A 20,710-nucleotide genomic window follows, 5' to 3' on the forward strand; every position below is an offset into this window, starting at 1 on the left:
TCAGACCCTGCCTCCATTCGCGCCGTTCCGCAACCGGGCAGAAGGCGAAATTTAAGGGCAAGCGGAAAGGGATCAAGGTCTGATTAGGCTTTGCCCATAGCTAGACTGACAGGCTATGCTGTGAATGTGAGGCGCATAAGACAGGCGGTCGATTTCGTCCCGATCCGTTCGGCTTATCGTGAAGAGAGTTGGCTGTCCGTCTGCTGAAAAGCGTTCTGATCATTTGGTTCGACCCATCCGCTTTTTCGGTCTTCATGATCACCATCAACCTGTCGCCGCGAACGGCGAGAAGGATGTAGAACGCCTTTTGACTGTATTTTTCCACGTAGGAGTTCCAACGTCCCATGCCTGCCGCGTAGTGGGAATTTCCGTAGCTGCTCGTCTCGGCGGTGGCGCTCCAGCCGTTGTTCGTACTGATCCTCATGAATCTGCCTTGCCTGATTATTCCCACGCGGCATTTTTCACCGGCGCTCACGTTGGAGTCGATCTGTTCCCATTGTCCGGAGAAGTCCTCTTCCTCGGATCTTGCCTGCTGCGAGACGAGCAAAGTGATTGCGATGAAGAGAAGTAATTTTACAGCGTGGCGCACGCACATCTCCACCAGTTTCCGCAGCGATTTGGGACGGTATCTGCTGTGCTTCTTTATCTACAAATGGTTGTGGTAATTTGGTGGCGCTGCGGCATGCAAATGCTGATCAGTCAGCGCGACAAATCTCTTGTCGCTCTCTCCAGCCCGCCGAGCGTCAGGGGATACATGCGGTCGCTCATCAGACGGCGTATCATCGAGATCGAGGTCGTATGGCCCCAATAGCTTTCCGGCACGGGGTTGATCCAGATGCATTTGCGGAAATGGCCTGTCACGCGGCCAAGCCAGGCCTCGCCGGCCTCCTTGTTCCAATGCTCCACCGAGCCGCCCGGCTGAGTGATCTCGTAGGGGCTCATGGATGCGTCGCCGACGAAGACGACGCGGTAGTCGGGACCGAAGGTGCGGATGAGGTCGGTCGTTGCCGTAATATCGACGCGCCGGCGGCGATTGTCCTTCCACACGCCTTCATAGAGGCAGTTATGGAAGTAGAAATACTCCATGTGGCGGAACTCTGATCGCGCGGCGGAGAAGAGTTCCTCGACGACGCGGATATGGTCATCCATCGAGCCGCCGACATCGAAGAACATCAGAAGCTTCACCGCGTTGCGGCGTTCCGGCCGTGTCCGGACATCGAGATAGCCATGCTCCGCGGTGGAGCGGATCGTGCCGGAAAGATCAAGTTCCTCGGCTGCCCCCTCGCGAACCCAGCGGCGCAGGCGCTTCAGCGCTACCTTGATGTTGCGAGTGCCGAGCTCGACGCCGTCGTCGAGATTCCTGAAGTCGCGCCGATCCCAGACTTTTACCGCCCGGCGATGGCGCGAGGTTTCCTGGCCGATGCGCACGCCTTCCGGATTGTAGCCGTAGGCGCCGAAGGGCGAGGTGCCTGCCGTGCCGATCCATTTCGAGCCGCCCTGATGCCGGCCCTTCTGCTCGGCCAGCCGTTCGCGCAGCGTCTCCATCAGCTTGTCGAAGCCGCCGAGTGCCTCGATCTCTCTTCTTTCGTCTTCGGTCAGATGCCGCTCGGCAAGTTTGCGCAGCCATTCCTCGGGAATGGCGGTCCGCTCCATTGCTTCTCCATCGGCATTGCCGCCGATCGCCTCGACGCCGCGAAAGTAATCGGCGAAGACCTGATCGAAGCGATCGATGAAGCGTTCGTCCTTAATCAGCGTCGCGCGGGCCAAATAGTAGAAGGCCTCCACGTCGTAATCGGCAATCCCTTCTTCCATTCCCTCAAGCAGCGACAGGAATTCCCGGAGCGTCACCGGAACTTTCGCTTGCCTCAGCTTCAGGAAGAAGGGAATGAACAAGCCTCACGTCCTTTCCTGGCCAATCTCCTCCAGATCATACGGCGTGGTCTGGTAGATCTCATTGATCCAGTTGCCGAAGAACAGATGCGCATGGCTGCGCCACCGGTTCTGCGGAGGAATTTCCGGGTCGTTATGCGGGAAGTAGTTGTGCGGCATCTTGATCGGCACGCCCGCATTCACATCGCGGAAATACTCATCCGCCAGCGACGTGGAATCATACTCCACGTGATTGAACATGTAGAGCCGGTTGCAGGCTTGTTCGTGCACGAGACAGACGCCCATCTCGCTCGAGTCCATCAGTATTTCCAGGCCGGGCACTTTTTCGATGTCTGCCCGGCGCACTTCGGTCCAGCGGGACACCGGAATGGCGAAATCGTCGGAGAAGCCGTTGAGATAGACCGAAGAGGGCTTCAGGTTCTGGTGGCGATAGACGCCAAAAGCCTTCTCCGTAAGCGTATATTTCGGCACCTTGTGGAAATGGTAGATCGCCGCCATCGCCCCCCAGCAGACGTTCATCGTCGAATGGACGTTGGTGGTCGTCCAGTCTAAGATCTCCTGCATCTCGTTCCAGTAGGTGACGTCCTCATATTCCAGCAGCTCGATCGGTGCGCCGGTTATGATGAAGCCGTCGAACTTGCGGTGCTTCACTTCTTCCCACGTCTCGTAGAAAGCAAGCAGATGCTCCTGCGAGGTGTTCTTGGCCTTGTGGCCGCCAACGCGCACCAGCGAAAACTCCACCTGCAGCGGCGATGCGCCGACCAGGCGCGCCATCTGGATCTCGGTCTTGATCTTGTTCGGCATGAGGTTCAGAAGCCCGATTTGAAGGGGGCGGATATCCTGTCGGAACGCCACCGTTTCGGTCATCACCCGCACACCCTCGTTCTGGAGGGTTTCAAACGCGGGGAGCGTATCGGGAATCTTGATGGGCATCGTTTCACTCGCCAAATACAAAAAAACCGGCCGCGATAAGAATCGCTACCGGTCCGCACGCGGCCCTTTAGCGACTTATTTAACGTGGCTGCAAGCCGGCCGGCCAAATCACCACGAGGGAAATTTCATAAACCCGACATCTCCGCGGGTCAATGGGGCAAGCGTCGGGGAAAGTCTGGGGTTGAGCTTGGAGGCGCGATGTGGCCTACAGATATTCAAGGAGGGCTTCCATGCCGTAACCCAGGCGATGCCTGGCAGCTTCGATCGGTAGCCAGAAGAAGCGGAAGCCGATCGGGTCGCCACCGTCGAAAGGCGTCATTTCGTAGTGAAGCCAAGTGGCAGGCGCTCGTTCGGAGATATGGCAGCGGAAATAGTGCCGTTGGTGATGGTAATCGCGGCCGTTCTTTTCGAAATGGTAGTCGTGAACGCCCAGCGAATAGAGTTCGTGTGGCGCAAAACCGGTCTCCTCCTCGAATTCGCGCGCCGCGGCCGCTACGATGTCCTCACCGGATTCGACCGTGCCGCCAGGAACCTGGATCTGGACGGCGGGAAAATCTGGCTCACCGAAAACAAGCAGATGCCCATCCCGAACGGCATAGATTAAGACCTTGACGGCATCGGGTTGCATTATCTTCCCTGCCCTCGCGCCATGAAGGCCAGCCGTTCGAAGAGATGGACATCCTGCTCGTTCTTCAGCAGTGCGCCATGCAGCTTCGGCAACGCGTTCTTCGCATCGGCGCGTAGCGTTTCGGGATCGATATCGTCTGTAACAAGCAGGCGAATCCAGTCGAGCGCTTCGGAGGTCGAAGGCTTCTTCTTCAGGCCAGGCACGTCGCGGATTTCGAAGAATTGCGTCAGTGCCGCATGAACGAGCGCCTGCTTGATGCCGGGATAATGCACCTCGACGATACGCTTCAGCGTCTCCATGTCGGGAAAGCGGATATAGTGAAAGAAACAGCGGCGCAGGAAGGCGTCCGGCAGTTCCTTCTCGTTGTTCGAGGTGATGATGACGATCGGGCGGATCGCGGCCCGAATGGTCTCCCCGGTCTCGTAGACATGGAATTCCATGCGGTCGAGTTCCTGCAGGAGATCGTTCGGAAATTCGATATCCGCCTTGTCGATCTCGTCGATCAGCAGCACGCACTTCTTCGGCGAGGTGAAGGCCTGCCAGAGCTTGCCTTGGCGGATATAATTCCTGACATCATGAACTCTGACGTCGCCGAGTTGGCTGTCGCGCAGGCGTGAAACCGCGTCATATTCGTAGAGACCCTGCTGGGCCTTCGTCGTCGATTTGACATTCCACTCGATCAGGTCGAGACCGAGCGCGGCCGCCACCTGGCGTGCAAGTTCGGTCTTGCCCGTACCGGGTTCGCCCTTTACGAGAAGCGGACGCTCCAACCTTATGGCGGCATTGACTGCGACCATCAGATCCTTGTCGGCGATATAGTCGGCGGTTCCCTGGAATTGCATCGGAAGGCTTTCTCAATCTTTCGAGCGCAAGCTAATTGCTGACCTTATTCGGTTCAAGACGCGAAACCGTGTATATAGGAATGTGATCCCACCGATCTATTGCAAGGGTGGACATGAGGGCGGGTCATGATTAACTGACGGGACGCGTCGCAGGGAAGTGCTGATGGCAGTTGAAAAGCAAGCCAAGCCGAATATCCAGGGAAATGAACAGGTCGGATACGATTTGAGCCTTTTCTTTCGGCTGAGGATGATGTTCTCCGCTTTCTGGAATTCGGCTGTTCGCATCAAGATCATTTCCCTGACCATCGCGCTTTTCGTGATCATTCTGGTCACGGCTTATGTCCAGGTGCTGCTCAACAGCTGGAATGCGCCCTTCTACGATTCGCTGGCAAGGCGCGATATTTCCGCTTTCTTCCATCAACTCGGCGTCTTCGGCATCATCGCCGGCTCGCTGCTGGTCCTCAATGTCGTTCAGGCCTGGCTCAACCAGATGACCGCGCTCTACATGCGTGAGGGGCTGGCGCGCGATCTGGTCGATCAATGGCTGCAGGCCAAGCGTGCGCTTCGTCTTGCCTCCTCCGGCCTGATCGGCGTCAATCCCGACCAGCGGTTGCATGAGGACGCCCGCAATCTTGCCGAAAGCTCGACGGGGCTTGCCATTGGACTGGTACAGGCGACGATCCTGCTTTTGAGCTTCATCGGCGTGCTCTGGGAGCTCTCCAGCGGCATGGTCTTTCACCTCCGGGGCATGAGCTTCTCCATTCCCGGCTACATGGTCTGGGCGGCAATCCTCTATGCCGGATCCGCCTCTTTCCTCAGCCAATTTGTTGGCCGGCGTCTGGTGAGATTGAATGCAGACCGCTATTCGAAGGAAGCCGAGCTGCGCTTCGCGCTCATGCATGCCAATGAGCATATGCCGGCAATCACCATCGCCGGAGGCGAGGAGAACGAGCGCCGGCGGATCAATCTCGACATATCGGCCGTGCTTGCTGTCATCCGTCAGCTTGCCATCGCCAATACCAATCTCACCTGGGTTTCGGCCGGCTATGGCTGGCTGGTGCTGATCATTCCCATCCTCGTTGCCGCGCCCGCCTATTTCTCCGGCGGCCTGACCTTCGGTCAGCTGATGGTGGCCGTCGGCGCCTTCAATCAGGTCAATTCCGCGCTGCGCTGGTATGTCGCCAATTTCGGCCCGATTGCCGAATGGCGTGCGACGCTGATGCGCGTGACCGATTTCCGCAAGGCACTGACGGAAATGGACGATAAAATGCCGATGCCGCACACCCTCGTCTTCGAAAAGGCGGCGCCGGGCACGATGGTCTGGACCGATCTGGAGATTTCGACGAAGACCAGCGACGAGGCGACGGAAAACGGCTTCCGGATCGCGGAGGGTACGGTCACGATCAATGCCGGCGAGCATGTGATGATCAACGGCGATCACGGCGTGAATCGCAGGCTGCTGTTCGAGGTGCTGGCGCATCAATGGTATAGCGGTTCCGGCACGGTCAGCCTGCCGCCGATGGACGACATGCTGTTCGTGCCGCACACGCCCTATGTGCCGACCGGCACCCTCAGGGAGGCAATCTGTTTTCCGGACGATCGGGACGCCTATGACGATGCCGCCGTCGATGCCGTCATCGACAAGGTAGGGCTTGGCCGTCTGAAGAGCCGTCTCGATACGCAGGCTCGCTGGGATCGATTGCTCGATACCGAAGAGCAGAAAGCCGTCGGTTTTGCGCATCTGCTGCTTGCAAAGCCGAAATGGGTTGTCTTCGACGATGCCCTGGAAGGGCTGGAGGCCGAGGTTCAGGCGAAGGCCTTTGCTCTGCTGGCTGAGCTGGAAGATGCAACCCTTATCTATATCGGCCGCTCCGACGCCTTCATGCACGCCATGTCGCCGCGCGTCCTGCATCTGCAGTCCCTGGCTCCGCATGAGCACAGCACCGATATGCAAACGCCTTCCGAAACTACCGGTGCGGCGCAGGTGGATGAGAAAAAGGCCAGTGCGCCGTAACCAGGTCCACCGCAACCAGGGCGGTACGGTAAGTCTTCGCGCAGTCGCTGCCCCTCCGGCTTCAATTTTCCCAAAACGCAAAACGCCCCGTCACCAGGACGAGGCGTTCTTCATGCAAGCAGGTGGCCGAGGCTCAGTCCTTGGCGCGCTCGACGTAGGAATTGTCTTCCGTTGCGATGACGACGCGGGTGCCGGCGTTGATGTGCGGCGGAACCATGGTGCGCACGCCGTTCGAGAGCATGGCGGGCTTGTAGGACGAAGATGCCGTCTGGCCCTTGACGACCGGCTCGGTCTCGGTGATCTCGAGCGTGACGTGGCGCGGCAGTTCGAGCGCCAGCGGAACGCCTTCATGGATCGACAGAATGCAGGTCATGCCTTCCTGGAGGTAGGCCTTCTGGTCGCCCATGGTTTCGGCATCGACGACGACCTGGTCGTAGGTGGCCGGGTTCATGAAGTGGAAGCCTTCGCCGTCTTCATAGAGGTACTGGAAGTTCACGTCTTCGACGAAGGCGCGCTCGACCTGCTCGGTGGTGCGCCAGCGCTCGGACACCTTCACGCCGTCGACGATGCGGCGCATGTCGACCTGCGTGACCGGCGTACCCTTGCCCGGATGAAAGTTCTGTGCGGTGAGAACGACGTAGAGCTTGCCGTCGACGTCGAGAACGTTGCCCTTGCGGACCGAAGAGGCGATGACCTTGACCATAAGACTTCCTTGTAACGCTGCCTTTTGCGTCGTAGAGGGACTGTCGAAATGCTCTCCGAGACGCAGCTTTTGTTTGCTTGGGGGCGCAACTACCCTAAATCAACGGAAATAGCCACCCCCAAGGCGGCCGGTGCCCTGAAGAAAGCTAGGAATGAAGCCAAAGACGAGCAAAGCGTCCCCCTGGTGGACCCGCAATGTCCATGCGGACCGGCGGCCGTTCCTGATCGGCCGCAATGCCATCCAGGCGGCGCTGCGGACTTTCTTCGCGCGTAACGACTTCATCGAGGTGGATACGGCGACGCTGCAGGTGTCGCCCGGCAACGAGGCTCATCTGCATGCTTTCGAGACCGAGGCGCTGACGACCGACGGCAAGGCATCGCCCCTTTATCTGCACACATCACCCGAATTTGCCTGCAAGAAGCTGCTTGCGGCGGGCGAGGAGCGTATCGCCTGCTTTGCCCACGTCTATCGCAATCGCGAGCGTGGGCCGCTGCACCATCCAGAATTCACCATGCTGGAATGGTATCGGGCAGGAGAGAGCTACGAAATCCTGATGGCGGATTGTGCCGCGCTGCTGGCGCTGGCGGCCGAGACGGTCGGGGCGAAGAAACTCAGCTACCGCGGCGCGGAGATCGATCCATTTCTCCCGCTCGAGCGAATCAGCGTCGCGGCCGCCTTCGAACGATATGCCGGTATCGATCTCTTCGCCTCCATCGGTCTCGACGGATCGACGGATCGCGAGCGCCTGGCGGCGGATGTGCGCAAGGCGGGCATTCGCGTTGCCGACGACGATCTGTGGCAGGATCTTTTCAGCCGCGTATTGGTGGAGAAGATCGAGCCGAATCTGGGCTTCGGACGCGCCACCATTCTCGACGAATATCCCGTTTCTGAGGCGGCGCTTGCGCGGCCATCGGCCAGGGATCATCGCGTTGCCGAGCGATTCGAGCTCTATGCCTGCGGCGTCGAGCTGGCCAATGCTTTCGGCGAATTGACCAATGCCGAAGAGCAGCGTCGTCGCTTCGAGATCGAAATGGCGGAAAAGCAGCGTGTCTATGGCGAGACCTATCCGTTGGACGAGGAGTTTCTGGAGGCGCTTGCCGCCATGCCCGAGGCGAGCGGCATCGCGCTAGGCTTCGACCGGCTCGTGATGCTGGCAACCGGCGCCTCACGGATCGAGCAGGTGCTGTGGGCACCGGTCGCGGAGTATGACGCATGAATGTGGTGCGCCCGATCCGGACCATCGGAGAGCTTGAGCGCGCCGGGCTGATCGATGCCGATCAGGCAGCGGCGCTGGAAGCGGTGGCGGAACGCTATGCCGTCGCCCTGACGCCGACCGTTACGCGTCTGATCGACCCCGCAAACCCCGCCGATCCTATTGCCCGGCAGTTCGTGCCGGATGCCGCCGAACTTACCGTCACTTCGGAGGAACGCGCCGATCCGATCGGCGATCACGCGCACAGCCCGGTCGAAGGCATCGTACACCGCTATCCGGATCGCGTTTTGCTGAAAGCCGTGCATGTCTGCCCGGTCTATTGCCGGTTCTGTTTCCGCCGCGAGATGGTCGGGCCGCAGGGACTTGGGACGCTGGATGGGGATGCGTTGGACGGTGCCTTTGCCTATATCCGCGACCATAAGGAGATCTGGGAGGTCATCCTGACCGGTGGCGATCCGCTCATTCTCTCGCCGCGCCGGCTGGAAGAGATTCTCGGGCAGCTTGCCGAGATCGACCATGTGAAGATCGTCCGCTTCCATACCCGCATCCCCGTCGTTGACCCGTCAAGGATCGATGCGGCGCTGATTGCGGCTTTGAAGGCGAGCGGCAAGACCATCTATGTGGCGCTGCATGCCAACCATCCACGCGAGCTGACGGAGGAGGCGCGCGCCGCCTGCGCCCGGCTGGTCGATGCCGGAATCGTGCTTATCAGCCAGTCGGTCCTTCTGAAGGGCGTCAACGACGATCCGGAGGTGCTGGCGGCGCTGATGAAGGCTTTCGTGGAGACGCGGGTGAAGCCCTATTACCTGCATCATCCGGACCTTGCGCCCGGAACCAGCCACTTCCGCCTTGGTATCGCCGAAGGGCAGGCAATCGTAGCAAGCCTGCGCGGCCGCATTTCCGGCCTTTGCCAGCCCACTTACATTCTCGATATCCCCGGTGGCTATGGCAAGGCCGATATCGGCCAGAGCTCCGTCCGTGAGCTGGGTGAAGGTTGCTACTCGATTTCAGACTATCGCGGCGGCGAGCATATTTATCCGCCGCAAAGCTAAAGTGCGTACTTATGATCTTATTGCACTGACGCTCTGATTGTGATTGTTATTTTCGAATAAAACGTAGTGGCGAATTTTGGTGCGTTAACCTTTTTTGATGCCTAGCTCTTCCAAAAATCGACATGGCATAATATTAGAAAAATATAATATTTTTGCGGAAGTCATCATTTATATGGCTTACGGAAGGTAAATTTTAATCAGACAAGTGTTGAATATAGCAATTCTCTACCAAGTATAAGTTGTTTGTGTTTACCACGTCGCTTAGCGGAATGTTCTATTTTGCCTGTTACTTCTTGGTGAAGGATAAGACGGCGTAACTGCGGTTATGCTTACCATTGCCAGAAGGGACTAGACTATGAACAAGACGATTCGCGATTTGCTGGCCAAGTTCGGCGCGCTTCCCGTTGCTATTGATCAAATCGAAGACGATGCCGATCTTTATGCGACCGGCCTGTCTTCTTTCGCTTCCGTCCAGTTGATGCTCGGCATCGAGGAAGCCTTCGACATCGAGTTTCCCGACAACCTGCTGAACCGCAAGTCCTTCGCCAGCATTGCCGCGATCGAAAGAACTGTCGGCATGATCCTCGATAGTAGAAAGGTCGCATAATGACTGCGGCGGTCGCTTTACTCGAGGTTGGGTCGGGCGAAGGAGCGGCGGTGCGCGCCGCCCGCGTCGCAGCGATCGCCAGCCAGCACGCCGATGCCGTCGATGCCGAAGGCCGGTTCCCACGCGAAGCCGTCGACGCGATGCGCGCCGAGAAGCTGCTCTCCATTCAGATCCCCGCCGATCTTGGCGGTGAAGGCGCGTCGGTGACCGAAATCGCCGAGCTCTGCTCGATCCTCGGTCAGGCTTGCGCTGCAAGCGCCATGGTCTTCGCCATGCACCAGATCAAGCTATCGAGCCTGGTCGAGCACGGCGCCGACAGCGACTGGCACCGCGATTTCATGCGCCGCATCGCCAGGGAACAGCTGCTGCTCGCCTCGGCGACAACCGAGGGCGGGATCGGCGGCAACCTGCGCAACAGCATCTGCGCCATCAAGGTCGAAGGCGATACTTGCTATCTCGAAAAAGATGCGACCGTCATCTCCTATGGCGCCCATGCCGACGCCATTCTGATCACCTCGCGCAGCCACGCCGAGGCGGCGTCTTCCGATCAGGTGCTGACCTGCTTCCTTAGGGATCAATACGAGATCAAGCGCACGGTCGAGTGGAACACGCTCGGCATGCGCGGCACTTGCTCCGACGGCTTCCTGTTCAAGGGCGTGGCGCCGGCCAAGCAGATCCTGCCGAAGCCATTTGCCGAGATCGCCGCGCAATCGATGCTGGCAAGCTCGCACCTGCTCTGGAGCGGTGTGTGGTATGGCATTGCCGCCGATGCGGTTTCGCGCGCACAAGCTTTCGTTCGTGCCGCTGCCCGCAAGTCTCCCGGCGCACCGCCGCCCGGTGCACTGCGTCTCGCCGAAGCCTCCAGCATGCTGCAGATGGTGAAATCCAATGTGGTTGCCGGGCTCAAGGCCTATGAGGAGGCGAAGCTCGATGCGGACCGCCTGTCGTCGATGGCCTTCGCCGTGGCGATGAACAACGTCAAGATCGCATCCTCGGAGATGATCCTGCCGATCATCAATCATGCGATGCTGATTTGCGGCATCATGGGCTACAAGAACGGTACGCCCTACAGCCTCGGCCGCCACCTGCGCGACGCGCACTCGGCGCAATTGATGATTTCGAATGACCGCATTCTCGGCAATACGTCGACCATGCTGCTCGTCCACAAACAAGATACCAGCCTGTTGGGGTAACCGTCATGGATATGCAAACATCGTTTCTCGACCGTCTTTTCGAATCCGGCCTGCTGATCGACACCGGTGTTGATGGCCTCTACGGGCGCAGCGGCCAGTTCGAAGACGTTATTTCCGCTTTCGAGCGCCTGATCGACAAATTCGGCGGCGCCGATGGCGCCGAAGCAATCCGCTTTCCGCCCGGCATGAACCGCGCCTTCTTTGAGACGAGCGGCTATATGAAGAGCTTCCCACAGCTAGCCGGCACCGTGCACAGCTTCTGCGGCAACGAGCTCGATCACATGAGCCTGCTCAAATGCATGGAAGTCGGCGACGACTGGACGAAAGACCAGCAGGCCACCGATATCGTGCTGACGCCCGCCGCCTGCTATCCGCTCTATCCGACGGTTGCCAAGCGCGGCGCCATTCCGGAAGACGGCGCGCTTTACGATCTGCAATCCTATTGCTTCCGCCATGAGCCTTCCAAGGACCCGGCCCGCCAGCAGCTCTTCCGCATGCGCGAATATGTCTGCATGGGTAGCGAAAAGCACGTGACGGATTTCCGCCAGAGCTGGATGGATCGCGGTGTCGAGATGATGAAGGCCGTCGGCCTCGACGTCACCATCGATGTCGCCAACGACCCGTTCTTCGGCCGGGCCGGCAAGATGCTCGCCAACAACCAGCGCGACCAGAACCTGAAGTTCGAGCTGCTGATCCCGATCACCTCGACCGCCAAGCCGACCGCCTGCATGAGCTTCAACTACCATCAGGATGCCTTCGGCACGAAATGGGGCCTGAACTTTGCCGATGGCCGCGTCGTGCACACGGCCTGCGTGGGCTTCGGCCTGGAGCGCATCGCGCTGGCGCTGTTCCACACCCACGGTCTCGACACCAAGGAATGGCCCGAGAGCGTGCGCAAGGCACTGTGGGGCTGATCGCACCCATGGCTTCCGTGTTTCAGGGACTGGATCCCGCCGCCTACAAGCCACATGCGCTGCACGACAGCGAGCGCATGTGGCCTGAGACCAACTGCTACATCGATCTCTGGATCGAGGTGCTTTCGAGCCTGAAGCTGCCGCCCGAAGCCATGCTCGGCTTCACGGTGACACAGGATTTCGAGGGCGATCAGTTCACCTTCTTCAAGGTGCCGCTCGAGGATCTGGAAGCGCTCTATGGCGTGCGCTGCACCGAGCTTGCGATTTACGACAAGGTTGAGAACCATGTCGCCGAGCAGATCGGCCGCGGTCGGCTCTGCCTGGTGGAGATGGATTCCTTCTTCATGCCGGACACGCAAGGCGTCGGCTATCGCCGCGAACACGGCAAGACGACGGTCGCGATCAACCGGCTCGATATGGAAGGCCGCACGCTCGATTATTTCCACAATGGCGGCTTCTTCCAGCTGTCGGGCGAGGATTTCGACGGACTGTTCCAGCTGCATCTGACGGACGAGGACCTGCCCTTCCTGCCCTATACGGAATTTGCGAAATTTCCGGAGAAGGTACCCGCTGACGCTGGAATCCGCGAGACGGCGCGGCAGCTTCTGTCCTTCCATTTCCGCCGTCGCCCCAAGGCCAATCCGATCCGCGCCTTCGCCGAGGTCTTCCCGGCGCAGGTGGAGGCGATCGCCGAACGGCCTTTCGGCTTCTTCCATAAATATGCCTTCAACACGCTGCGTCAGCTCGGCGCCAATTTCGAACTGGCCGGCAGCCATTTCGATTGGCTCGCGGCTGATTTGGGTAACGCGGCTGGCGAAGCGCGGAAAATTTCCGAGACGGCAAAATCGGTGCAGTTCCAGCTTGCCCGTGCCATCACGCGCAAGAAATTCGAGCCGCTGCGCACGGCGCTTGATCCGGCCGCCGATGCATGGGATTCCATGATGAGCGAACTCGAACGGAAGCTTTGACGGGTTTCCGTTCGATCCGCGATACGGCTGGGTTATTTCTGAACATATTGGGGCGGGGGTAATCCCCCGAAGATGTCATGGGCGGGCGCTTGGCGGATCTCGGCGGCGGAATGCGGCTGAGCGAAGGTTGGAATCTGGTACTGACGGAGGCGGGCACCTGCCTCTTGCCCTCCGATGTGCCGCTGACCTCAGGTTTCATTCCCGCGCCCGTGCCGGGCACGGTGGCGGAGGCGCTGGAAAAGGCCGGGCGTTTCGACCGGACAAGGCCGCAGCCGCTTCATGATCGCGATGCCTGGTACATCTGCCGTCTGGTGGATGTGGAGGCGGGCGAGGCGGTCCTGCGACTGGAGGGGCTGGCGACGCTTTGCGAAGTCTTCCTCAATGGCCAGCAAATCTTCGTTTCTGAAAGCATGTTCGAGGCCCATGACCTTGACGTCACCCTGCTTGGCGGTGACGAGCTGGCGCTCTGCTTCCGCGCGCTGGAGCCGAAGCTTTCCGAGCCCGGGCCACGCGCCCGCTGGCGGCCGCAGATGATCACGCCCCAGGGCCTGCGCATGGTGCGCACGACATTGCTCGGCCATATGCCAGGCTGGTGCCCGGATGTTCAGGCCGTCGGCCCGTGGCGGCCGATCTCGCTGCTGCGGCCGAGCGCGCCTGTCATTCGTGATCTCTCCTTGCGGCCGGATTTGCTTGAGAATGGCGAGGGCAGGCTCTACGCCTCGCTCTCGATCGAGGGCGACGTTGAAGAGCTGGTATTGAAGTGCGGAGAGACGAAACAGGCCTTCGAAAAGGACAGCGCCGGCCGTTATACCGCAATCCTCAAAATTCCCGATGTGGCGCCCTGGTGGCCGCATACCCATGGCGTGCCGCAGCTCCATGATATCTCGCTCGTCGTCGATGGCATGGAGCATGCGCTCGGAAAGACCGGTTTCCGTCGGCTGTCGGTCGATCGTGGTGTCGATGGCCAGGATTTCGCTTTGATCGTCAACGGCGAGCGGATTTTCTGCCGCGGCGCGGTCTGGACCACAGCCGATATCGTACGCCTGCCTGGTGGCCGCGACGATTATGAATCCTGGCTGCGGCTGGCGGTTGAAGCCGGCATGAACATGATCCGTATCGGCGGCACCATGGCATATGAAACGCCGGAATTCTTCCGCCTGTGCGACGGACTTGGCCTGCTGGTCTGGCAGGATTTCATGTTCGCCAATTTCGACTATCCGAAGAATGACAAGGCGTTCAACGCCCATGTCGAGGCGGAGGTTTCGCAGTTCCTGAGCGGCACTCGGCTGTCGCCTTCGCTGGCCATCCTTTGCGGCGGCAGCGAGATCCATCAGCAGGCAGCCATGATGGGCCTGCCCGAACAGTTCTGGAAAAGCCCTGTTGTCGAGGAGATCATCCCGCCACTGGTGCAATCGTTGCGGCCGGATGTGCCCTATGTCGTCAACTCGCCCTCGGGCGGGCCGATGCCGTTTTCGCCAAATGTCGGCGTCACGCATTATTATGGCGTCGGGGCGTATATGCGGCCGTTTGCCGATGCGCGCCGCGCCGACGTCCGCTTCGCCGCAGAGAGCCTGGCTTTCGCGCATGTGCCGCAAGCCCGTACTCTGGGGCAGCATCTGCCGGTTCCGGCAGTCCATAGCCCGCTATGGAAAGAGCGGGTACCGCGCGATCGCGGCGCATCCTGGGATTTCGAGGATGTGCGTGATCATTATCTTCAGGAGCTTTACGGTTTCGAGCCCAACCGATTGCGGCGGGAAGACCCGGATCTCTATCTCAACCTCTCGCGGGCGGTGACCGGTGAAGTGGCGGAGGAGACCTATGCGGAGTGGCGCCGCCGAGGTTCCGGCTGCAACGGCGCGCTTGTCTGGACGCTGCAGGATCTGCTTCCCGGCGCCGGCTGGGGCGTGATCGATTCGACCGGAGAGCCGAAGCCGGTCTGGTATGGGCTGCGCCGCGCCTTCCGGCCAGTGCAGGTGCTGCTGATGGACGAGGGTACGAACGGTCTCGACGTACATGTCATCAACGAGAGCGATGCGGCGCTCGATCTGACCGTCGAAGTCTCCTGCCTGCGCGATGGCCGTCAGATCGTCGTCGGTGGCGGCCGCGATCTGGTGCTCGAAGCCCGCGCCAAGCAAAAGATAGCCTGCACTGATCTGTTTGGCGCCTTCTTTGACACGACCTATGCTTTCCGTTTCGGTCCGCCATCACATGATGTCGTAGTGGCTCGGCTGACGAACTCGGTAACCGGCGCGGTGATCGCTGAGGCCTTCTACTTCCCGCTTGGCAGAACGAAAGCTTTTCACGATGCCGAGATCACTGCATCGGTTCTTCAGGAAGGCGAGGATTGGTATTTGGAGCTGATCAGCGACCGGCTGGCACAATCCGTGCAGATTGATCTGGAAGCCTATCGGGCCGAGGACGACTGGTTCCATCTTGCGCCGGGCAGCCGGCGGATTCGCCTGTACCGGCGGGAGAGCGTTCCGGCCGATGTCATTCCATCCGGGCAAATCCGCTCCATCGGCAGCCGGCGGATCGTCGAGGTGTAACCAAGGCGCGGCAAATGCGGGGACCTATCTCGCCCGCCAGGGGCGAGATAACCCTGCGTGAGCTCTCCTACAGCGTCGCCCCATCTGGCCCGAACAGGTGGCAGCGCTCGGGATCGATATGAATGCTAACCGTCTCGCCGGCGCGGATGGCTTGCTGATCTTCCAGCGCGACCGTCAGCGCCTGGCCGCCATGTAGCGTGACGTAGAGGATCGTCTGGCCGCCGAGATGTTCGACGAGATCGACGCGGGCATTGCCGAGCGCCAGGCCGCGATCGCCGACGTTCAGGTGCTCCGGGCGGGCGCCGAGGGTTACCGGCTGTCCAGGCTGGAGGCTGCCTAGCCGGCGCGGCAGGCGCACCGTCTGGCCGGCGAGATCGATGACGGCGGAGCCGTCGTCGGAGGCGACGATCTTGGCATCGAGGAAGTTCATCTTCGGTGAGCCGATGAAGCCGGCAACGAACTTGTTCTTCGGCTTGTTGTAGAGGTCGAGCGGCGCGCCGACCTGTTCGATCTTGCCGCCGTTCAGCACCACGATCTTGTCGGCCATGGTCATGGCCTCGGTCTGGTCGTGGGTGACGTAGATCATGGTGTTGCCGAGGCGCTGGTGCAGGCGGGCGATCTCGACACGCATCTGCACGCGCAGTTCGGCATCGAGGTTCGAAAGCGGCTCGTCGAAGAGGAAGATGTTGGGCTCGCGCACGATGGCGCGGCCGATGGCGACGCGCTGGCGCTGGCCGCCGGAAAGCTGTTTCGGCTTGCGCTGCAGCAGCTGCTTGATCTGCAGGATCTCGGCCGCCTTTTCGACGCGCGGCTGGATGTCCTGCTTCTTCATGCCGGCCGTTTCCAGGCCGAAGGCGAGATTCTTGTAAACGGTCATATGCGGATAGAGCGCATAGGACTGGAAGACCATGGCGATGCCGCGCTTGGAGGCGGGGACATCGTTCATGCGGCTGCCGTCGAGATAGAGCCCGCCGCCGGAAATCGGCTCGAGGCCGGCGATCATGCGCAGGAGCGTGGACTTGCCGCAGCCGGAGGGGCCGACGAAAACGGTGAACTCCCCCGGCTCGATCTCCAGGTCGATCCCGTGAACCACCTGAAGCTCGCCATAGCGCTTGATAACCTTCTGCAGCGATACGCTTGTCGCCATGGGTGCTCCCTCCTTGTTGGTCCTGACGGCTCGCGGGGCAACGTTCATGATGGCCTCCAGCTCTTGTATTTCTTGGCTTCCGGTCCGACGGGGAAGCGGACTTCGGTGCGCGTTTCCGACGATTCATAGAATGCCGTGACCAGCTCCAGCGCCTGACGGGCATCGGCCGTCGTCACCGGCAGCGGTCCGCCGGACACTAGCGCGTCGTGGAACAGCCTCATCTGCGTGTTGAAACGGTTGGGAATAGGCGACCAGTCGGCGAGCAGCGCATCGATCTTCGCGCCGATCTCGTCATTGGAGGGGACGATCTTCCAGGGGTCCTGGCCGGGGCTGTAGGGCTCGTGATTGCTTTCGATCAGGACGTTTTCGAAGGCGAGGCGCAGGCGGCTGATCTGCTCCTGCGAGCCGAGCGTTGCGCTGATGGTGGCGAGCGCGCCGTTTTCCATCAACAGGCTGGCGCTGGCGCAGTCCTCCACCTCAATATCGTTGACGCGGGTGGCGACGCGGCCGAAGAGGCCCGCGATCGGCCCCATCAGATAGGTCAGCATGTCGTGCAGATGGATAGAGTGCGTCATCAGAACGCCACCGAGCTCGGTATCCCACTTGCCGCGCCAGGGAACCGCATAATAATCGGCGCCGCGCACCCAATGCGTCTCCGACGTGGCGACATAGGGCTTGCCGGCAATACCCGAAGCGATGATGCGCTTGGCCTTCTGGATGCCGTCGCCATAGCGATACTGGAATATTGGCATCAGCCGGCCCTTGGCGGTCTTTTCGGCCGCGATGACCGCATCGACATCGGCGAGCGATCCCACAAGCGGCTTTTCGCAGACCACGTGTTTGCCGGCGGCAAGCGCCTGCATGATGAGCTGGAAATGCGAGCCGGGCGGCGTGCAGATGTCGATGATGTCGATATCGGGCATGTTGAGGACTTCGGAGAAATCCTTGAGGCGTCTCGCGATGCCGAATTCGTCGCCGACGGCGTTCAGGCGTTCCTCGTTGAGATCGCAGAGAACCGCGACTTCGAAACGATCCGGATGTGGCAGGTAGCCTTCGACGATGTGGGAGCGGCCGATGCCGAGGCCGATGATCGCGACTTTCTTGATGTCGGACATAACGCAATTACCTCTGAACGCCGTTGAGCGATGTTGCCTCGGCGAGCGCCTGCGCTTTCAGCGCAAGCTCCATGGCCTTGAAGCAATGTTCCTGACCCATCGCCGTTTCGGTACGGTCTCTTATGTCGGCAACCAGCTGGCGGCCATAGGGCAGCTCCACTCCGGTGCAGTCGATATGCTGCATGCCCTTGCGGTCGGTGAGGAAGAGGTGATCGCTGCCGGGCCGCCCGGCGACGTCGATATATTTGCGCAGCTCGATCGTGCCTTCCGTGCCGACAATGAAGAGGCGGCCGTCTCCCCAGGTGGAAAGCCCGTCCGGCGTGAACCAGTCGACGCGGACGTAGCCGGTGACGTCAGGCGTTCTCACATGGAAATCGCCATAATCTTGCAGGCCTGGTGTTTCCGGATTGGCACGGTTGGACACCGTTGCCGACAGAACTTCGGCTTCGAGAGAGTCTGCAAAGAACAGAAACTGCTCGCACTGATGTGAGGCGATGTCGGCGATGATGCCGCCATAGCGCTTGCGGTCGAAGAACCAGTCCGGCCGGGTGGGTTTGCGCAGCCGATGGGGGCCCAGGCCGGTCGTATGGATGACCTTGCCGATGGCGCCGGCTTTCACCAACTCACCGGCCTTGACCGTCGATGCCGTCTCGAAATGTTCGGAATAGAGGATGGAGACGATGCGCTTGGTCTCGGCCTGCACTTTTCGCACTTCAGCGAGCTGATCCAGCGTCACCATGCCGGGCTTGTCGAGCATCACGTCCTTGCCGTGGCGCATGGCCTCGATAGCGAGATCGGCGCGCTCACTGGAAATCGCGGCGCTGACGATCAGCGTGATGGAGTTGTCCTCGAGAATTTCTCTTTTATCGGCAACGCGTTTCGCCTGCGGAAAGCGCTCGGCGAAGGTGGCGGCGAGATCGTCTTCCACTGCATGGAAGGCGACGAGTTCGGCGCCGGCCCGCAGCATGACGTTGACCTGGCCGTAGATATGATCGTGGTTGAGGCCGATGGCGGCGAAGCGCAGCGCGCTCATGCGACATTTCCTTTCGTGGGTTTGTTGGTTCGCAGACCCAAATCTTGGGTATTCGGGACTGCGGAGTTCATAATTAGCGTTTGAGGCCGGCGGTTGCGATGCCATCGATCAGCAGCCTCTGGAAGAAGAGGAAGATCAGGAAGACCGGGATCAGCGACAGGCTCGACATGGCAAACAGGCTGCTCCAGTCGGAACTTCCCGTGGAGTCGACGAAGGAGCGCAGGCCGAGTTGTACCGTGTAGGTGTTGATGTCCGAGAGGTAGATCAGCGGCCCGAAGAAATCATCCCAGGTCCAGATGAAGGAGAAGATGGCGGCTGTCGCCAGAACGGGAAGCGACAGCGGCAGCATGATCCGCCAGTAGATGCGCCATGGGCTGCAGCCGTCCATCATGGCGGCCTCGTCCAGCTCGCGTGGAATGCCGCGGAAGAACTGCACCATCAGGAAGATGAAGAAGGCATCGACGGCCAGGAATTTCGGTACGACGAGCGGCAGCATGGTCTTCACCCAGCCGAGCTTGAGGAAGAGGATATATTGCGGGATCAGCGTGACGTGATAGGGCAGCATCAGCGTGCCCAGCATCAGCGCAAACCAGAAATTCTTGCCCCAGAAGTTCAACCGCGCGAAGGCGTAAGCCGCCAACGAGCAGGAAATGACGTTGCCGATGACCGAAAGCACGGCGATGACGGCCGAATTCCAGACGAATTTGCCGAAGGTGACCTGGCCGCCGAACCAGCCGCGGGCATAGGAGCTGAAATCGAATTGCGAGGGGATCAGCGAGGCCGTGCCGAAGATCTCGTTCTGGTCCTTGATCGAGCCGGACAGCATCCACAGCAGCGGATAGAGCATCACGATCGACGCGGCGATTAGAGCGACATGGATGAGGACGGAGAGGAACCACGGGCGCTCGCGCGGCGGCTTCATGTCCTCGGCAAAATGGGTGAGCTTCGCGTCAGTCATCGTAGTGGACCCAATAACGAGCGGAGAGGAAGGAGAAGGCGGTGAAGATCGCGATAATGATCACCAGGATCCAGGCGAGTGCGGCAGCATAGCCCATGCGGAAATAGCCGAAGGCTTCCTGGTAGAGATAGAGCGTATAGAACAGCGTCGAATCGATCGGCCCGCCGGTGCCGGATGAAATCACATAGGCCGGCGTGAAGGCTTTGAAGGCATCGATCGTCTGGACCACGGCGTTGAAGAAGATCACGGGCGTCAGAAGCGGCAGGGTGATCTTGAAGAAAATCCGTGCCTTGGAGGCGCCGTCGAGGCTGGCGGCTTCATAAAGATCGGTCGGGATCTGGCGCAGGCCTGCGAGGAAGATGATCATCGGCGAACCGAACTGCCAGATGGCGAGAATGACGAGCGTATAGAGCGAGTAATCGGGATTGGAGATCCAGCTCGGCCCGTTGATGCCGAAGGCGTACCAGAGCAGGGTATTGACGATACCGTCGGCATCGAAGATCTGCCGCCACAGCACCGCGATGGCGACGCTGGAGCCGAGCAGTGACGGCAGATAGAAGATGGCACGGTAGACCGGCAGGCCCTTGATGCCGCGGTTGAGCAGCAGCGCCACCAGCAGCGCGAAGGCGAGCTTCAGCGGCACGGAGCAGACGACGTAAAACAGCGTCACCTTCATCGACGATAGGAATTTGTCGTCCGCCGTCGCGATCCGCACATAGTTGTCTATGCCGACGAGATTGGGAGACTGCAGCAGATTGTAGTCAGTAAAGGATAGATAGAGCGAGGCGATCGCCGGTCCGAGGGTTAGTCCGAAGAAGCCGATGAACCACGGCAGAAGAAAGAGATAGCCGGGTGCGTTGCGCGCGAATGCGCTCGGCGCCTTGTAGGAGGTCTCCACGCGCAACGGCGCGCGCGCGCCGACGGCCAAGCCGCCGGCAACGCTCTTGCTGTTTG

General features: G+C 60.2%; 19 protein-coding genes and 1 riboswitch. Of the genes, 8 read left to right on the forward strand and 11 right to left on the reverse strand.

Annotation, left to right across the window (positions count from 1 at the left end):
* Nucleotides 1–100: 100 nt before the first annotated feature.
* The 5 genes from FBZ99_RS24625 to FBZ99_RS24645 all read right to left on the reverse strand — a co-directional run bounded on the left by FBZ99_RS24625 (nucleotide 101) and on the right by FBZ99_RS24645 (nucleotide 4,293).
* A complete protein-coding gene (locus FBZ99_RS24625; protein ID WP_145635479.1) occupies nucleotides 101–589 on the reverse strand; it encodes a hypothetical protein in 489 nt (162 codons plus the stop codon).
* A 110-nt stretch (nucleotides 590–699) separates the two neighbouring features.
* Nucleotides 700–1,893, reverse strand: a complete 1,194-nt coding sequence (locus FBZ99_RS24630) for a vWA domain-containing protein (RefSeq protein ID WP_145635481.1) — start codon at nucleotides 1,891–1,893, stop codon at nucleotides 700–702.
* A 3-nt stretch (nucleotides 1,894–1,896) separates the two neighbouring features.
* Nucleotides 1,897–2,823: a homoserine O-acetyltransferase MetA gene (gene metA / locus FBZ99_RS24635; protein WP_113331489.1), complete on the reverse strand. Its 927-nt coding sequence runs from the start codon at nucleotides 2,821–2,823 to the stop codon at nucleotides 1,897–1,899.
* A 47-nt stretch (nucleotides 2,824–2,870) separates the two neighbouring features.
* Nucleotides 2,871–2,948, reverse strand: a riboswitch (SAM riboswitch).
* Between the two features lie 80 nt (nucleotides 2,949–3,028).
* Complete coding sequence (locus FBZ99_RS24640) at nucleotides 3,029–3,451, reverse strand: NUDIX domain-containing protein (RefSeq protein WP_113389792.1); 423 nt, start codon at nucleotides 3,449–3,451, stop codon at nucleotides 3,029–3,031.
* The gene (locus FBZ99_RS24645) at nucleotides 3,451–4,293 is read right to left on the reverse strand and encodes an AAA family ATPase (RefSeq protein ID WP_113389793.1); all 843 of its coding nucleotides are present in this window, start codon (nucleotides 4,291–4,293) and stop codon (nucleotides 3,451–3,453) included. The genes FBZ99_RS24640 and FBZ99_RS24645 overlap by 1 nt, the downstream gene beginning before the upstream one ends.
* 163 nt (nucleotides 4,294–4,456) lie before the next feature.
* Between FBZ99_RS24645 and FBZ99_RS24650 the strand changes: the two genes are divergently transcribed.
* Nucleotides 4,457–6,307 (forward strand): ABC transporter ATP-binding protein/permease, encoded by a 1,851-nt coding sequence (locus tag FBZ99_RS24650; RefSeq protein WP_113352707.1) that lies wholly within the window; start codon nucleotides 4,457–4,459, stop codon nucleotides 6,305–6,307.
* A gap of 133 nt (nucleotides 6,308–6,440) precedes the next feature.
* Here the strand turns inward: FBZ99_RS24650 and efp are convergent, their stop codons facing one another.
* The gene (efp, locus tag FBZ99_RS24655; RefSeq protein WP_069611558.1) at nucleotides 6,441–7,010 is read right to left on the reverse strand and encodes an elongation factor P; all 570 of its coding nucleotides are present in this window, start codon (nucleotides 7,008–7,010) and stop codon (nucleotides 6,441–6,443) included.
* Nucleotides 7,011–7,161: 151 nt separating this feature from the next.
* On the opposite strand from efp, the gene epmA reads away from it, so the two are divergent.
* From epmA to FBZ99_RS24690, 7 genes are all read left to right on the forward strand, one after another.
* Nucleotides 7,162–8,226, forward strand: coding sequence for an EF-P lysine aminoacylase EpmA (gene epmA, locus FBZ99_RS24660; protein ID WP_113421221.1), 1,065 nt, complete (start codon nucleotides 7,162–7,164; stop codon nucleotides 8,224–8,226).
* A complete protein-coding gene (locus tag FBZ99_RS24665; RefSeq protein ID WP_113421220.1) occupies nucleotides 8,223–9,275 on the forward strand; it encodes a lysine-2,3-aminomutase-like protein in 1,053 nt (350 codons plus the stop codon). Before epmA ends, FBZ99_RS24665 begins: the two co-directional genes overlap by 4 nt.
* 355 nt (nucleotides 9,276–9,630) lie before the next feature.
* Nucleotides 9,631–9,882: an acyl carrier protein gene (locus FBZ99_RS24670; protein WP_075853503.1), complete on the forward strand. Its 252-nt coding sequence runs from the start codon at nucleotides 9,631–9,633 to the stop codon at nucleotides 9,880–9,882.
* Nucleotides 9,882–11,075, forward strand: a complete 1,194-nt coding sequence (locus tag FBZ99_RS24675; RefSeq protein WP_145635484.1) for an acyl-CoA dehydrogenase family protein — start codon at nucleotides 9,882–9,884, stop codon at nucleotides 11,073–11,075. Before FBZ99_RS24670 ends, FBZ99_RS24675 begins: the two co-directional genes overlap by 1 nt.
* Before the next feature lie 5 nt (nucleotides 11,076–11,080).
* Nucleotides 11,081–11,989 (forward strand): amino acid--[acyl-carrier-protein] ligase, encoded by a 909-nt coding sequence (locus FBZ99_RS24680; RefSeq protein WP_113352703.1) that lies wholly within the window; start codon nucleotides 11,081–11,083, stop codon nucleotides 11,987–11,989.
* Between the two features lie 8 nt (nucleotides 11,990–11,997).
* Nucleotides 11,998–12,957: a DUF1839 family protein gene (locus FBZ99_RS24685; RefSeq protein WP_145635486.1), complete on the forward strand. Its 960-nt coding sequence runs from the start codon at nucleotides 11,998–12,000 to the stop codon at nucleotides 12,955–12,957.
* Between the two features lie 77 nt (nucleotides 12,958–13,034).
* Nucleotides 13,035–15,503: a glycoside hydrolase family 2 protein gene (locus FBZ99_RS24690; protein WP_145635488.1), complete on the forward strand. Its 2,469-nt coding sequence runs from the start codon at nucleotides 13,035–13,037 to the stop codon at nucleotides 15,501–15,503.
* A gap of 67 nt (nucleotides 15,504–15,570) precedes the next feature.
* On the opposite strand, the gene FBZ99_RS24695 is transcribed toward FBZ99_RS24690, so the two are convergent.
* From FBZ99_RS24695 to FBZ99_RS24715, 5 genes are all read right to left on the reverse strand, one after another.
* On the reverse strand, nucleotides 15,571–16,650 hold the full coding sequence (locus FBZ99_RS24695; RefSeq protein ID WP_113352895.1) for an ABC transporter ATP-binding protein: 1,080 nt from the start codon (nucleotides 16,648–16,650) through the stop codon (nucleotides 15,571–15,573).
* 44 nt (nucleotides 16,651–16,694) lie between these two features.
* Nucleotides 16,695–17,765 carry a Gfo/Idh/MocA family protein gene (locus FBZ99_RS24700; protein ID WP_145635490.1) on the reverse strand — a complete coding sequence of 357 codons (1,071 nt, stop codon included), beginning with the start codon at nucleotides 17,763–17,765 and terminating at the stop codon, nucleotides 16,695–16,697.
* Between the two features lie 7 nt (nucleotides 17,766–17,772).
* Entirely contained in the window at nucleotides 17,773–18,798 is a 1,026-nt protein-coding gene (locus FBZ99_RS24705) for a Gfo/Idh/MocA family protein (RefSeq protein ID WP_145635492.1), read from the reverse strand.
* A gap of 73 nt (nucleotides 18,799–18,871) precedes the next feature.
* Nucleotides 18,872–19,720, reverse strand: a complete 849-nt coding sequence (locus FBZ99_RS24710; RefSeq protein WP_173002562.1) for a carbohydrate ABC transporter permease — start codon at nucleotides 19,718–19,720, stop codon at nucleotides 18,872–18,874.
* A gap of 28 nt (nucleotides 19,721–19,748) precedes the next feature.
* Nucleotides 19,749–20,684, reverse strand: coding sequence for a carbohydrate ABC transporter permease (locus FBZ99_RS24715; protein WP_371864875.1), 936 nt, complete (start codon nucleotides 20,682–20,684; stop codon nucleotides 19,749–19,751).
* Nucleotides 20,685–20,710 lie beyond the last annotated feature (26 nt).

The organism is Rhizobium sp. ERR 1071 (assembly GCF_007828675.1).
Classification (GTDB): domain Bacteria; phylum Pseudomonadota; class Alphaproteobacteria; order Rhizobiales; family Rhizobiaceae; genus Rhizobium; species Rhizobium dioscoreae.

Bases quoted from the DNA above. Each gene is read 5' to 3' on its own strand.
- FBZ99_RS24700 (WP_145635490.1), bottom strand. From the start codon at position 17,765: ATGTCCGACATCAAGAAAGTCGCGATCATCGGCCTCGGCATCGGCCGC.
- FBZ99_RS24710 (WP_173002562.1), bottom strand. From the start codon at position 19,720: ATGAAGCCGCCGCGCGAGCGCCCGTGGTTCCTCTCCGTCCTCATCCAT.
- FBZ99_RS24695 (WP_113352895.1), bottom strand. From the start codon at position 16,650: ATGGCGACAAGCGTATCGCTGCAGAAGGTTATCAAGCGCTATGGCGAG.
- FBZ99_RS24640 (WP_113389792.1), bottom strand. From the start codon at position 3,451: ATGCAACCCGATGCCGTCAAGGTCTTAATCTATGCCGTTCGGGATGGG.
- FBZ99_RS24670 (WP_075853503.1), top strand. From the start codon at position 9,631: ATGAACAAGACGATTCGCGATTTGCTGGCCAAGTTCGGCGCGCTTCCC.
- FBZ99_RS24690 (WP_145635488.1), top strand. From the start codon at position 13,035: ATGGGCGGGCGCTTGGCGGATCTCGGCGGCGGAATGCGGCTGAGCGAA.
- FBZ99_RS24685 (WP_145635486.1), top strand. From the start codon at position 11,998: ATGGCTTCCGTGTTTCAGGGACTGGATCCCGCCGCCTACAAGCCACAT.
- FBZ99_RS24665 (WP_113421220.1), top strand. From the start codon at position 8,223: ATGAATGTGGTGCGCCCGATCCGGACCATCGGAGAGCTTGAGCGCGCC.
- FBZ99_RS24680 (WP_113352703.1), top strand. From the start codon at position 11,081: ATGGATATGCAAACATCGTTTCTCGACCGTCTTTTCGAATCCGGCCTG.
- efp (WP_069611558.1), bottom strand. From the start codon at position 7,010: ATGGTCAAGGTCATCGCCTCTTCGGTCCGCAAGGGCAACGTTCTCGAC.
- epmA (WP_113421221.1), top strand. From the start codon at position 7,162: ATGAAGCCAAAGACGAGCAAAGCGTCCCCCTGGTGGACCCGCAATGTC.
- FBZ99_RS24645 (WP_113389793.1), bottom strand. From the start codon at position 4,293: ATGCAATTCCAGGGAACCGCCGACTATATCGCCGACAAGGATCTGATG.
- metA (WP_113331489.1), bottom strand. From the start codon at position 2,823: ATGCCCATCAAGATTCCCGATACGCTCCCCGCGTTTGAAACCCTCCAG.
- FBZ99_RS24650 (WP_113352707.1), top strand. From the start codon at position 4,457: ATGGCAGTTGAAAAGCAAGCCAAGCCGAATATCCAGGGAAATGAACAG.
- FBZ99_RS24675 (WP_145635484.1), top strand. From the start codon at position 9,882: ATGACTGCGGCGGTCGCTTTACTCGAGGTTGGGTCGGGCGAAGGAGCG.
- FBZ99_RS24705 (WP_145635492.1), bottom strand. From the start codon at position 18,798: ATGAGCGCGCTGCGCTTCGCCGCCATCGGCCTCAACCACGATCATATC.